Source organism: Bacillus sp. FJAT-22090, assembly GCF_001278755.1.
Classification (GTDB): Bacteria; Bacillota; Bacilli; order Bacillales_A; family Planococcaceae; genus Psychrobacillus.
Genome location: NZ_CP012601.1, coordinates 563,432 through 577,791, shown reverse-complemented (window position 1 = coordinate 577,791; position 14,360 = coordinate 563,432). Strand labels below are relative to the sequence as shown.

Annotated in this window: 9 protein-coding genes and 1 other annotated feature; of the genes, 1 reads left to right on the top strand and 8 read right to left on the bottom strand. The window is 36.5% G+C overall.

Annotated elements, in window-relative coordinates:
* Nucleotides 1-24: 24 nt before the first annotated feature.
* Both aspS and hisS read right to left on the bottom strand, forming a co-directional pair.
* Complete coding sequence (gene aspS, locus AM499_RS02925; RefSeq protein ID WP_053588793.1) at nt 25-1,809, bottom strand: aspartate--tRNA ligase; 1,785 nt, start codon at nt 1,807-1,809, stop codon at nt 25-27.
* A gap of 14 nt (nt 1,810-1,823) precedes the next feature.
* A complete protein-coding gene (gene hisS / locus AM499_RS02920; RefSeq protein WP_053592075.1) occupies nt 1,824-3,098 on the bottom strand; it encodes a histidine--tRNA ligase in 1,275 nt (424 codons plus the stop codon).
* Nucleotides 3,099-3,152: 54 nt separating this feature from the next.
* Nucleotides 3,153-3,387: a binding site (T-box leader), on the bottom strand.
* A 114-nt stretch (nt 3,388-3,501) separates the two neighbouring features.
* Between hisS and AM499_RS02915 the strand changes: the two genes are divergently transcribed.
* Complete coding sequence (locus AM499_RS02915) at nt 3,502-5,034, top strand: N-acetylmuramoyl-L-alanine amidase family protein (RefSeq protein WP_053588792.1); 1,533 nt, start codon at nt 3,502-3,504, stop codon at nt 5,032-5,034.
* Nucleotides 5,035-5,246: 212 nt separating this feature from the next.
* Here the strand turns inward: AM499_RS02915 and dtd are convergent, their stop codons facing one another.
* From dtd to secDF, 6 genes are all read right to left on the bottom strand, one after another.
* The gene (gene dtd, locus AM499_RS02910) at nt 5,247-5,684 is read right to left on the bottom strand and encodes a D-aminoacyl-tRNA deacylase (RefSeq protein ID WP_053588791.1); all 438 of its coding nucleotides are present in this window, start codon (nt 5,682-5,684) and stop codon (nt 5,247-5,249) included.
* Between the two features lie 15 nt (nt 5,685-5,699).
* A complete protein-coding gene (locus AM499_RS02905; RefSeq protein WP_053588790.1) occupies nt 5,700-7,892 on the bottom strand; it encodes a RelA/SpoT family protein in 2,193 nt (730 codons plus the stop codon).
* Nucleotides 7,893-8,056: 164 nt separating this feature from the next.
* A complete protein-coding gene (locus tag AM499_RS02900; RefSeq protein WP_053588789.1) occupies nt 8,057-8,569 on the bottom strand; it encodes an adenine phosphoribosyltransferase in 513 nt (170 codons plus the stop codon).
* Complete coding sequence (gene recJ, locus AM499_RS02895; RefSeq protein ID WP_053588788.1) at nt 8,560-10,914, bottom strand: single-stranded-DNA-specific exonuclease RecJ; 2,355 nt, start codon at nt 10,912-10,914, stop codon at nt 8,560-8,562. Before recJ ends, AM499_RS02900 begins: the two co-directional genes overlap by 10 nt.
* Before the next feature lie 764 nt (nt 10,915-11,678).
* Nucleotides 11,679-11,999, bottom strand: a complete 321-nt coding sequence (locus tag AM499_RS02890; protein ID WP_053588787.1) for a LapA family protein — start codon at nt 11,997-11,999, stop codon at nt 11,679-11,681.
* A 73-nt stretch (nt 12,000-12,072) separates the two neighbouring features.
* On the bottom strand, nt 12,073-14,343 hold the full coding sequence (secDF, locus tag AM499_RS02885; protein WP_053588786.1) for a protein translocase subunit SecDF: 2,271 nt from the start codon (nt 14,341-14,343) through the stop codon (nt 12,073-12,075).
* Nucleotides 14,344-14,360 lie beyond the last annotated feature (17 nt).

Below are 14,360 nucleotides of genomic sequence, written 5' to 3'. Positions count from 1 at the left end.
AACACTTTTTAAACTTCAATTATTTTATCGTGATATTTTCTCACTATTCTGAACAATCACATTTAGGCTTAATTCCTCAAGTTGGGCTGAAGCTACAGAACTAGGAGCCTGAGTTAACAAGCAACTAGCGCTTGCTGTTTTCGGAAATGCGATAGTGTCACGAAGATTTGTTCTCCCCGAAAGCAACATAACTAAACGATCTAAACCGAAAGCTACCCCGCCATGTGGAGGCGTTCCGTATTCAAATGCTTCCATTAAGAAACCAAATTGCGCTTTCGCTTCTTCTTCTGAGAAACCAAGAATTTCAAACATTTTCTCTTGAACGTCTCTAGAATAAATACGTAATGACCCTCCACCAAGCTCATATCCGTTTAACACTAAGTCATAAGCTTGTGCTCGCACTTTACTAGGTTCTGAATCCATTAAAGCAAGATCCTCGTCGAAAGGTCTTGTGAAAGGATGATGCGCAGCATAATAACGCCCTTCTTTTTCATCGTATTCAAATAACGGCCAATCAACTACCCATAAGAATTCAAATCTACTTTCATCGATTAGTTGAAGGTCTTTCCCTAACTTCATACGAAGTGCTCCAAGTGCATCAGCTACAACTGATTTTTTATCCGCAACAAATAATAGTAAGTCTCCTGCAGTAGCTTCTAATGTTTCAATTAAGCTTGTTGCAGCATCTCCTTCAAAGAACTTAGCGATAGGTCCTTTCAAACCTTCTTGGTCCACTTTTAACCAAGCAAGACCTTTTGCACCATAAACAGCCGCAAACTCACCTAGAGCGTCAATATCTTTTCTTGAATAGTTATCTGCTGCTCCCTTAACGTTAATTGCTTTAACTTGCCCACCATTCTCAACTGCGGAAGCAAATACTTTAAATGCACTATCTTTCACAATTTCGGACAGGTCTACTAATTCTAAACCAAAACGTACATCTGGTTTATCAGATCCAAAACGATCCATCGCTTCATCATAGTTCATACGATTAAAAGGAATGGTTACGTCGATGCCCTTTACATCTTTCATAATTTTTTTCATCATTCGTTCATTCATTTCCAAAATTTCATCCATCGATAAGAAGCTCATTTCCATGTCGATTTGTGTGAATTCTGGTTGACGGTCCGCACGTAAATCTTCATCACGGAAACATCTAGCTATTTGGTAGTACTTTTCAAAACCGGATACCATTAACATTTGTTTAAATAATTGTGGTGATTGTGGTAATGCATAAAATTCTCCTGGATGTACACGACTAGGAACTAAATAGTCACGAGCACCTTCAGGTGTTGATTTTGTAAGAATCGGTGTTTCTACTTCTAAAAATCCTTCGTCATCTAAGAAACGTCTTACTGTTTTTGTAATATCAGAACGCATTTTAAATGTGTCATACATTACTGGTCTTCTTAAATCTAAATAGCGGTATTTCAAACGAATATCTTCCCCAGCATCCGTTTGATTTTCTATAGGAAATGGTGGAGTTTTAGCTTCGTTTATTATTGTTACTTCCGTTGCATGAACCTCTATTGAGCCAGAAGGAATATTAGGGTTAATTTGATTTTCAGCACGAGCAATCACTGTACCATGAACCTCAATAATGTATTCATTACGAAGTTTGTCCGCTAAATCGATTGCAGATTGTGAAAATTCAGGATTGAATACTACTTGAACTAACCCGGAACGATCTCTAACATCAACAAAAATCAATCCACCCAAGTCTCTTCTTTTTTGTACCCATCCGATTAGCTGGACAGATTCGCCAATATGTTGTTCATTTAATTCACCACTAGTATGTGTTCTTTTCATTTTTCTTCCTCCACTCAAGCTAAAATACTATTTTTCAATTGCTCTACTAACTGAACCCAAGGAACAAGCTGTTGCTCTCCGTTTGATAAATTTTTAAGCATAGCACTTTCTTTTTCCATTTCATCGTCACCGATTAAAAGTACATATTTTGCTTTGAGACGATCTGCTGATTTCATTTGTGTTTTCATTTTTCGATCTAAGTAATCCATTTCAGAAGTGATATTATTTTGACGGAGTTCATACGTAAGTTCTACCGCTTTTTTCTTAGCAGTCTCTCCCATACCAATAACATATACATCTAATGAGGATGAATCAGCCCATTCCTTATTCTCTGCTTCAATAGCAAGTAATAATCTTTCTATACTCATAGCAAATCCAATTCCTGGAGATGCTGGCCCACCTAGTTCTTCTACTAATCCGTTATATCTTCCACCACCAGCAAGCGTCGTAATTGCCCCGAATCCTTCCGCAGCACTCATAATTTCAAATGCTGTGTGATTGTAATAATCTAGTCCACGTACTAAATTTGGATCTAATTCAAATTCGATATTAAGTGCCGTTAAATAATCTTTAACTTTTTCAAAATAAGCTGCTGATTCTTCATTTAAAAAATCTGCTAAAGATGGAGCAGTAGCCATTAATGGGTTGTTACGGTCAACTTTACAATCTAAAATACGAAGGGGATTTTTTTGAAGTCTATTTTGGCAATCTGAACAAAACGCTTCGATATGTGGTTCAAAGTGATTTACTAACGCTTCTTTATGAGCTACTCGACTTTCCGTATCCCCTAGAGAATTGATAACAAGCTTTAATTTTTTTAATCCCGCTTTTTGATAGACTGACATCGCTAATGAAATTACCTCTGCGTCTATTGCAGGATCCGCACTTCCAATTGCTTCAATTCCAAATTGAACAAACTGACGATATCTTCCTGCTTGTTGTCTTTCATATCGGAACATTGGACCCATATAATACAACTTCACAGGTTGATCAGGGTATCCAAACATTTTATGCTCAACAAATGCTCTAACTGCCGAAGCAGTTCCCTCAGGTCTTAATGTCAATGAGCGGTTCCCTCTATCTTGAAATGTATACATTTCTTTTTGGACAATATCCGTTGTATCACCCACACTTCTAGTGAACAATTCAGTATGCTCAAATACAGGAGTTCTAATTTCTTTATATTGATATAGTCGACAAGTTTCTCTGATTAAGTCCTCTACTATTTGCCATTTGCCTGTTTCACTTGGCAAAATGTCCTGTGTTCCTCTTGGCACCTTAATATCCATGGCTATTGCCCCTTTCTTTGACAAATAAAAAAAGCCCCCATCCCTTGCTTAATAGCAAGGGACGAGAGCTAATATTAGCTTCCGCGGTTCCACCCTAGTTGGTCAAATAATTGACCCTCTCATTTCTGGATAACGACCAGCCCCGTTTTTGCCTACTAAAGAATTCTTTTTCGACAAAAAACCTCTCGAATGTTGTTCACTGTTTTCGTCTGTAGGAAAGATTTCAGCCACGTCTCTCCTTCTCTTGTCATCCGTTTATCACAGCTACTTTTTCGGTCACAGGTTTGTTAATTGAATATAATTATACTTTATCTTAATAACAGGAATGAAATAAGTCAACCTTTTTAAACAAAAGGTAGAAATTTCATGACAGAATATTTACAATAAGGATAGGGGGGATACAATGATCGACAAACTAATGCAGAAAATGACATTTATCATTATTTCTATTCTTTTAGTTATACCTGTTTTTCATGTTTATGCACAAGAAAATGATGTGACAGTAAATGTGGAATCACTTAAAGTTCGTTCTGGTCCTGGTCTTACATATAACGTAATAGGTACAGTGGAGCAAGATGATAAGCTCACAGTTATTGGTAAAGAAAATGATTGGCTACAAATCAATTATGGAGAAACAAATGGTTGGGTCGCTAGTTGGTATACAAAAAGCGAAGCAATTGAAATAACAAATAAACAAATTGTTTCAAAAGTAAATAAACTAAATGTCCGTAAAGAACCTTCATTATCGTCTGCAGTAATTGGCCAACTACAAGAAGGAAATCAATTTATTGCCTTAAAATCAGAAGGTGAATGGATTGAGATAGCTTTCAACGACCAAAAGGGTTGGGTACATAGTGAATACGTTTCAATAGTAGACCAAACAAAAGAAGAACAGCCGAAAACAGAAGTCACCTCCAGCGGAGATATGTTTGTGGTTTCAGTAGATATTCTTAATGTTCGTGCGAAGCCAGATCTATCTTCAAGGAAAATCGGACAAGTCGAAAAAAACCAGGCCTTTGAAATTCTTGAAAAAGATCATAATTGGGTTCAAATAAAATTAAAGAACGGTAAAAAGGGATGGGTTTATAGCTTTTATGGTAATTTCGCAGAGCAACCAAAATCATCCGTTCAATCAGCCACGTCCAATGAAACAATTAAAATTCTATACAATGGAACAAATTTACGTTCCGATAGTGCAACTAGTAGTGAAGTGGTTGCCCGGGTGGATGCTGGTGAAACTTTTACTGTAATTGAAAAAATAAATGATTGGTATAAAATTGAGCTACCAGATAAAACGACTGCTTTCGTAGCAAGTTGGGTCGTTTCAACAAATGATTCTGCACCAGTAACTTCTGAAAAACCAAAAGAAAGTCGTAAAAAAGGAACTTTAAATGGTTTAACTCTAGTAATTGATGCTGGACATGGCGGAAATGACCGTGGAACTACCGGAGCATTAGGAACGGATGAAAAAGATATTACGCTATTAACTGCAGAGTTATTATCTACTAAATTGAAATCTGCAGGGGCAAATGTCATCATGACAAGAGAATCTGATGTTTACGTTGATTTACGTAAACGAGTATCTATAAGTCATCAAAACGCTGCAGATGCTTTTATCAGTCTGCATTACGATGCAATAGAAAATAACTCCGTTCGAGGATTGACTACATACTATATGTATGATTACCAAAAAGAATTAGCTTCCTATGTTCATAAAGAACTGAGCGATATGGTTTCTCTGAAAGACAGAGGAACACAACCTGGAAATTATTTAATTCTTCGAGAAAATAAACAGAAAGCTATTTTAATAGAGTTAGGTTATTTGAGTAACGCAAACGAAGAACGTCAAGTAACAACAGAAAAATATAGAGAACAAGCAACACACGGAATTTATAATGGAATCATTAACTATTTTGATGATCAGTTAGAGAAATAGTGAAACCAACTATACCATTATTTATAAGGTGAAATTTTGAAGAGCGGTAAGTGACTGTGAAACTTGCCGCTCCTTTTTTTATTTTCTTATTACATAGTTCTTGTGGAAACAACAAATATATAAAAACTCAAAAAATAAAAAGACAGTATACAACTCCTATTTTTGAGTTTGTTTACTGTCTGAATTATATTGACTTTTTCCACTACCACTTTTTATGCTTCTAACATTATCGTCACAGGTCCATCATTTGTAAAAGTAACATCCATCATAGCACCAAAAATCCCGGTTTCTACAACAAACCCTTTCTCTCGAAGCTTATCATTAAATAACTCCCATAAAGGCTTTGCAATTTCTGGACGTGCTGCATCAATAAAACTCGGTCTTCTTCCTTTTCGAGTATCTGCGTATAACGTAAATTGGGAGACAGAAAGGATAGATCCACCAGCTTCTACAATAGAGTGATTCATCTTTCCTTCTGCATCTTCAAATAAACGTAGTCCAGCAATTTTTTCGGTTAAATAGTTTATTTCTTTTTCACTATCTGTTGAAGTAATGCCGACTAATAATAGATATCCATGACCAATGGAGCCAGTAATTTCCCCATCAACTGTTACAGATGCATTTTTGCAACGCTGTAATAATACTTTCATGAGAAAAGAACCCCTTTAATTTATAATTCGTTGAACCGAATATACATCCGGCAATTGCTTAATACGATCAGCCACTTTATGTAAATGGGCAATATCTGTGATTTTTATTGTCATATTGATCGTTGCAATATCATTTTCTATTTTTCCACTTACAGCAGCGATGTTCGTTTTTGACTCATTTACTACTTGCAGTACTTCGTTTAATAGACCAGCTCGATCAAAAGCAGATACTTCTATATCTACTTGATAGTCTTTTTTCATTGGAGTATCCGATTGCTCCCATTCCACTTCGATTATTCTAGAGTGGGATTCATCACTTTGAACGTTAGGGCAATCTGCTCGGTGAACTGAGACTCCTCTTCCTTTAGTTATAAAACCTACTATTTCATCTCCAGGTACAGGGCTACAACATCTAGAAAGTCGTATTAACAAATTTTCTATGCCTTTTACAACAACACCAGATTCAGTTGACTTTTTAGGTGCCGGAGCTTTCATTTCAGTTGTAATTTTTTCGAGTGCTTCTTCTTGGTCGCGAATTTTCCGCATTTTCTCAGCTAAACGATTTACAACTTGCTGTGCTGTAATTCCATTGAAGCCAACAGCAGCATACAAATCCTCTTCCCCGGCAAATGCATACTTCTCGCATACTCGTTTAATGTTATCAGGAGTTAATACTTCTTTTACATCAAATTCCTGTGCTTTAATTTCTTTTTCAATTTGTTCTTTACCTTTAATAACGTTCTCATCACGAAGCTGCTTTTTAAAAAATTGCTTAATCTTATTTTTTGCTTGTGAGGATTGGGCAATTTTTACCCAATCGCGACTTGGCCCAAAGGATTGCTTAGATGTTAGGACCTCGATGATATCCCCTGTTTTTAGCTTCGTATCTAACGGAACCATTTTGCCGTTCACTTTCGCGCCAATGGTTTTATTACCAACTTCAGAATGGACTCGATATGCAAAATCTATTGGAACTGAACCTGCAGGTAGTTCAATTACATCACCTTTAGGTGTAAATACGTAAACCATATCAGAGAACAAATCGAATTTTAAAGATTCCATAAACTCTTCCGCATTTGAAGATTCTTGTTGAAACTCTAAAATTTCTCTAAACCATGTTAATTTCGAGTCAATATTTTGTTTATTATTTTCAACCTTTTTACCTTCTTTATATGCCCAGTGGGCTGCAACCCCATATTCCGCAATATTATGCATTTCTTCTGTGCGGATTTGCACCTCTAACGGATCACCATTGGGACCAATTACAGTCGTATGGAGTGATTGATATAAGTTTTGTTTCGGCATCGCTATATAGTCTTTAAATCGACCAGGCATTGGTTTCCATAGTGTATGGATAACCCCTAAAACGGCATAACAATCTTTTATGCTGTTGACGATAATTCGCATAGCTAGCAAATCATAAATCTCATTAAATTGTTTGTTCTGAACAACCATTTTACGATAAATACTATATATATGTTTTGGTCTACCCGAAATATCCGCATCTACTTCCATATCATCTAATTGTTTACGAATATCATTCATTACATTTTTTAAATACGCTTCTCGTTCGGTACGCTTCTTTTTCATAAAATTAACAATGCGATAGTATTGTTGGGGATTTAAATAGCGAAGTGCTGTATCCTCAAGTTCCCATTTCACTGCTGATATTCCAAGACGATGGGCAAGTGGAGCAAATATTTCTAATGTTTCATTCGAAATACGTCGCTGTTTTTCTTCCGGTAAATGTTTTAACGTACGCATATTATGTAAACGGTCTGCAAGCTTTATTAAAATAATACGTATATCTTGTGCCATAGCAATGAACATTTTTCGGTGATTTTCCGCTTGCTGCTCTTCTTTTGACATATATTTTATTTTACCTAGTTTTGTAACACCTTCGACTAGTAGTGCAACTTCTTCATTAAATTCACGAACGATATCTTCTCTCGTATATTCAGTATCCTCTACAACATCATGTAAAAAGCCAGCAGCAACGGTTTCGGGATCCATTTGAAGATCAGCAAGAATTCCGGCTACTTGAATAGGATGTAATATGTATGGTTCACCAGAATTTCGGAATTGTTCTCGATGCGCATGCTCTGCTAAATTATATGCTTTTTTGACAAAGGAAACATGCTCTTCATTCATATAAGTAGAGAGTGTTTGGAAAACATCTTCTGCTGTCTTCACTTGATCTTTTGCCATGCTAAGTCACCTGATTTCGTTATATTTCTAGAATAGTATATAAGTTATATTGTATAAAAAAAAAGATGGACTTGTAAAGTCCACCCCTTTGACTGTTGAGAAAAGCTAAGCTTAAGAAAATAAAAGCTCTCAACGCTTTCAAAGAAAGTTTGTTAATGAAGTAATTAGTATTGCATCAATGTGCAAATATCATAGTTATCCAGCTTATTTCTTCCTTCTAAATACGTTAGCTCTATTAAGAAAGCACAACCAACTACAACTCCACCTAGCTCTTCAACTAATTTAATAGTTGCTTCGATTGTACCACCAGTAGCAAGTAAATCATCTACGATAAGAACCTTTTGACCAGGTTTCACGGCATCTTTATGCATCGTTAAAACATCTTTTCCATATTCCAAACCATATTCTGCACGAATTACTTCACGAGGAAGCTTGCCCTCTTTACGAACAGGAGCAAATCCAACACCAAGTGCATAAGCAACAGGACAACCTATTATAAATCCACGTGCTTCAGGTCCTACAATAATATCTGCTTGTACTTTTTTAGCATATTCTACAATTTGGTCAGTAGCATATTTATATGCTTCTCCATTATCCATAATTGTTGTAATATCTTTAAAACTAATACCTGGTTTTGGCCAGTCTTCTACTGTCGTCACATATTGCTTTAAATCCATAAATGCTCCTCCTCAGGAACGGTTTGTACTGCTTTCCGCTCTTCAAACCATTGTTTCAGCTCCATATACGGGGCGTATAATAGCTTTTGTTCAAGTTTTATTTGTTTCTCACGTTGTTTATACGCTGGTGCTTCCGATAAATCTGACTTAGTCAGTTGTTCATTTAACACTAACATCCCATTGTCTATTCTAACAAAATTAAGTTCAAAAAACACCTGTGACATAAAATTAATTGTATTTTGACTCCAGCCTGTATGTTTGGATAGTTCATGAATATTCTTTTTCAATGCAAATGTTTTTCTTTTAGACAAAAATGAAAAATACCATTTGAACTGTTCCCGAGAAGGAAGTCCTTCAAAATAAATAGAATCATTGCCATAAAAATGTGCATAGACTCTTGACCAATTGTGGTATTCTAACAATTTATAAATAGAAGATTCATCATTTGGCAAATCCAATATAGTGACATAATCTGCTTTGATCTGATGATTTATTAGATCAGTAAAAATCCAAATTTTTTCTTTTATAAGAGAGTTAAAATGGGAAACAGTATCTTCGTTAAAAGCAATAAATAAATTTTTTTCTACAGGTATCGTCGGCAACCAACGATTTACTTGACGAATACCACGTATATCAAACAGCTGCCAATCGTTTGACTTGGCATCTTCAATCATTAGCTGAGGCTTTTTCCGACCATTCCATTCATTAATTTGTAAATCTCCAATGAATGAGAGTTTAGCTGTTGGTGAAATCTCATCCGCTAATTCTCCTTTACCAAACCCAATGGCATCCAAAGCTATTCCACCATATTTGAGCTCCATTTTCACATGGTTTTGTGCAGAACCAATTTTTCGTACTGTTGCAACCTCCACATTTTCTATACAGTACACGGGCTTAGCAAAATCCATCCCAAAGGGAGAAAGTTTTTGTAAGGATTCTATTGCTTCCGTTGTGATTTCATTCATTTCCAGTGGTACATCGATTGAAACAACTGGTATTAAATGCTCATCCGTCAAACAAGCTTTCGCTTGGTCTATTAATCTATCTCTTAATTCTCCAACATTATCAAGCGGCAAAGTCATACCTGCTGCCATAGGATGTCCACCAAAGTGAGGTATAATATCACTATTTTTAGCGAGCTCCTTGAACATATGGAAGCCTTCAATACTTCTAGCAGAACCTTTTGCAATTTGTTTTTCTTCATCAAACCCCAATACGATTGCGGGGCGGTAATACTTTTCTACGAGTTTGGAAGCGACAATTCCTAAGACGCCAGGATTCCAATCTTTTTTGCCAACAACAATTACACTAGGTCCTTCTATGTTGCCAGCCTGTTCAATTAACTGAATAGCTTCGTCGGATATCTGTTTCACAATGGCTTGTCTTTCTTTGTTTTTCTCATGTAACATGTTTGCGATTGCGTGTGCATCAGCTGTGTCTTCTGTTAAAAATAATTCAACACCTGGAGCTGCTTCACCTAATCTACCTACTGCGTTTATTCGGGGTCCAAACATAAACCCTACTGTTTCCTCGTTAATGGTAGGCACTTCAATTCCGCTAACTTTTGCCAATGCTTCGATAGCTATCAGATTTGACCCATTCATTTGCTTTATTCCTTGCTGCACAAAGTAGCGGTTCTCTCCTGTTAAGGAAACTAAATCCGCAATTGTTCCAATTGCAACTAAGTAATATAACTCCTTAGGAACCTCACCTAATAAGGCATGTGCTACTTTAAATGCGACACCGACTCCAGCTAAATGTGGAAACGGATAAGATGTATTCTTTAAACCGGGATGTATAATGATATCTGCTACAGGAAGTTCCTCACCTGGTTCATGGTGATCCGTTACAATTACATCCATACCAAGATCTTTTGCAAATTGAATTGGTTTAAGTCCAGAAATTCCATTATCAACGGTAATTATTAATCTAACACCTTCATCGTAAGCTTCTTGGAATAAACGCTCGCTAGGGCCATAGCCATCAATAAATCGATTCGGAATTTTAAAAATCACATCTGCACCCATAGAAAGTAAGGTTTTCATCATTACTGTAGTACTTGTAATTCCATCAGCATCATAATCTCCATATACCATAATCCTTTCTTGTTGATCAATTGCTTTGAAAACACGTGCAACTAGCTCGTCCATCCCATTCAGTAAAAAAGGATTATGTATATGGTCTTTCGTCAAATGTAAAAAGTTATAAGCTTCTTCTACCGTTTGAAAACCTCTTGATACCATTACTTTTGCACAAACACTAGGTATAGAAAGTTCCTTCTCAAAAGTAGATACTAATTGTTCATCTGGTCTTGAAATTTTCCATCTTTTTTGCGATTGAATCATATTTTCACTTCCTTGACCTCTATTATACTACAATTAGAGACGGAGCTTATAGGAAATGCATAAATATAGCGTGCTCTCTTCACGTTCAAGAACTGCTTCCAAATTTGACTTATCTAAATAATGACTTCCGATAAAAAAGAAAATCGTTGAAACGGCTCCCTTTCCGCGGGCGTTGCCTTAGCCTCCTAGGCCAACACGATGTTGGTCATGCAATCGTTGCCGCAGGATGCGGCGAACTTAGATTGCCTTCCCCTCAACTGCGGGGTCTTCGGCTAACGCTATTCCCGCAGGAGTTTCGCCTTTTTCAACGATTTTCTATAAATATTAATTAATAAAATTTAAGTGATAAAAACTTGTACTATTAATGGCATGATGGTTTTCTAATTGAAAAGCGGATAATAGTTAATTGGAGTGGAAGGCGGCGACTCCAGCCGGAATAGCAAATGTTTTCTGCACCGAAAGCGAAGCGGCAGGTGCATGAGCTGAAGACCCTGGACTGAGCGTAGCGAAATTAATTTTTGCGACGAGCTTGCGTAGGAGCAACGTTTTTTCTGCGACGAGCTTGCGCAGGAGCAAGGGAAGCGGCTGAAGTCATGCCGGCGGAAAGCATCCGCCTGGAACGGAAATCTATCGCACTAATAGAAGATACGAAGAAAGAGGCTACCCTTAAAAGTCATTTTCTATGACTTTCAGTACAGCCCCTATGCTCATATTTAATTATTAGTCTTTAATAAAAACCGATTATATTTCGCCAACTGGTTTTATCAGTGTTTTGAAGAATTATCTAGTCGTCCCTCTTCTTGTGCAACTAAATCATTTTGAAGTACACCTATAGAATGATCTTTCTTTTCAAGCTCTCTTTCTAGATTTTTGACCTTACGAGAAAGAACAAATGAGCGATATATTGCAATAGAACCACTCAGGAGAGCACCAAGAAGTGCTGAGCCTAAAATAACTAAAATGAGCGGCCACTGCGCTGTACCAATAACGTAATTTACAGGTACTTTTTCTACATTATTAACAGCAAAAAGAGCAATAATAACGGCAAATATTAATCCAAATAAAAGCGACCATTGTAATTTCATCTATATTCCTCTTTTCAATAAAAAAATAGAACAGAATATATAAAATATACCCTGTTCTATCTTTTATTAACCATTATACGACAGGCTCATCTGAACCCCATTTTTTCTCTTCTTTTTGTACATCGATCCCACCAGTTTTCCGCAGCTCTTTCACTTTTAAATCAAACCAAACTTGAACTGCGATAAAAATGGATGAATATGTTCCTGCAAGTAAACCAATTAGCAATGCGATAGAGAAGTTTCGAATTCCTTCTGCACCAAAGATTAATAATGCAACAACTACTAATACAACAGTCAGTACTGTATTAACGGAACGACCAAGTGTTTGTCTTAATGACTTATTAACAATTATCGCAAGTTCCTCTTCTGTCGTAATCTTTTTACTGCGATGCAAGTTCTCTCGAATACGGTCAAATGTAACGATTGTGTCATTAATTGAATAACCTACGATCGTTAACACTGCGGCTATAAACGTTATATCGACTTCTAAACGTAATATACTAAAAACAGTTACCATTAAGAATGCATCATGTAATAGGGATACGATGGAACCTACACCCATTCTCCATTCAAAACGGAATGCAACATAAATTAAAATACCAAGTGCTGCAATAGAAAGGGCTTTTATTGCATTTTTTGCAAGCTCTTTCCCTACTGTCGGAGATACACTACTTACAGTTGGGTCTATACCAAACTCTTGAGTCATTTCCGTCTTAAGTGTTTTAACTTCCTCTTGGGTAAAGTCTTCTTTGTAGCGAACGACTGCGAGGTCATTATTATCACCTGAAATTACTATATCTTCTGATGAAAGACCAATGTGATCCAGTTTTTCAGCGACAACTTCCTGCGTTAATGGTTGAGTTGATTGGATATCTACTCGTGTACCACTTGAGAAGTCTATTCCAAGATTTAGTTTTAATGTACTTAACACAATAATACCTGCAACGGTCAATACAATAGAAATAGTATAGAATATTTTACGGCTGTGAACAAAATCGTAACGATCGAATTTGGTCGTCAAATCAAGTGTGTCCACATTTTCTTCAGGTGCGTGAATTCGTTTCTTAGGAATACCAAACCAACCTGGTTTATTATCCCAATACCCACTATTTACAAGTAAGCCTAATAATACTCTTGAAGCCCAAACTGCAGTTATGAATACTACTAAAATACTGATGATCAACAATGTAGCGAACCCTTTTACAGAACTTGTACCAAAGTAGAATAACACGATAGCTGCCAAAAGCGTCGTAAGGTTGGCATCTAATATTGCTGTAAATGCCTCTTTTGCTCCAGTATTAAACGCTTTTTTAACAGACTTACCAACACGTAATTCTTCCCTTATACGTTCATAGGTCAAGATGTTCGCGTCTACTGCCATACCTACACCAAGAACAATTGCAGCGATACCAGGAAGCGTTAATACACCATTAATCCAATCAAATATTACAAGGATCAAGAAAATGTAAACGACTAAAGAAATAACTGCTATGAAACCTGGAAGACGATAGTAGAAAATCATAAAAATAAATATTAAGGCTACTCCAATAATACTAGCTAATATTGTACTATTTAATGCTGATTCTCCAAATTGAGCACCAACAGAAGTGGAGAAAATTTCCTCTAAGTGAACAGGTAATGCTCCAGCATTTAAAATACCTGACAAGCTTTTAGTCTCCTCAACAGTAAAGGTACCGGAAATTTCAACACTATCTGAACTAATTCTTTGTGACACTCGAGGAGCTGATGTGAATTTAGGATCAGGTTTTAAAACCTCTTCTTTGTAGGAATCTACACCCTCTTCAAAATCCAACCAAATAACTAATACATTATCTGGTGCTGGTTTAGCAGCGATTTCTTCCGTCACTTGCGCAAACTTATTTGCATCTTTTAACTCAAGCGTAACGATTGGTTGTCCATTTTGATCAAAGGCTGCTTTTGCTCCGCCTTGTTTTAAATCAGTTCCATCCAGCTTGATATTATCATCTGAATCACGGAAAGTTAAATTTGCTTGTGTAGAAAGCAGCTCTCTTGCAGAGTTTTGGTCTTCTACTCCTGCAAGTTGCACACGGATTCGGTTGCCACCTTCGATTTGAATACTAGGTTCACTAACTCCTAATACGTCAATACGGCTAGTTAAAGCGGAAGCGGTATCCGCTACTACATCCTCTGTAATTTTCTGTCCTTCTTTTAATTCTTCTACTTGATAAAGAACTTCAAATCCACCTTGTAAATCTAAGCCTAGTTTAATATTGTTTAGTACTCCACTAACTGTAGGACTTATTGTCCCTGCAAAGATTACAAGAAGTAATAAAAACGCAACTATGCGTCCTCTAGTTTTCATATGTATATTTCCTCCTA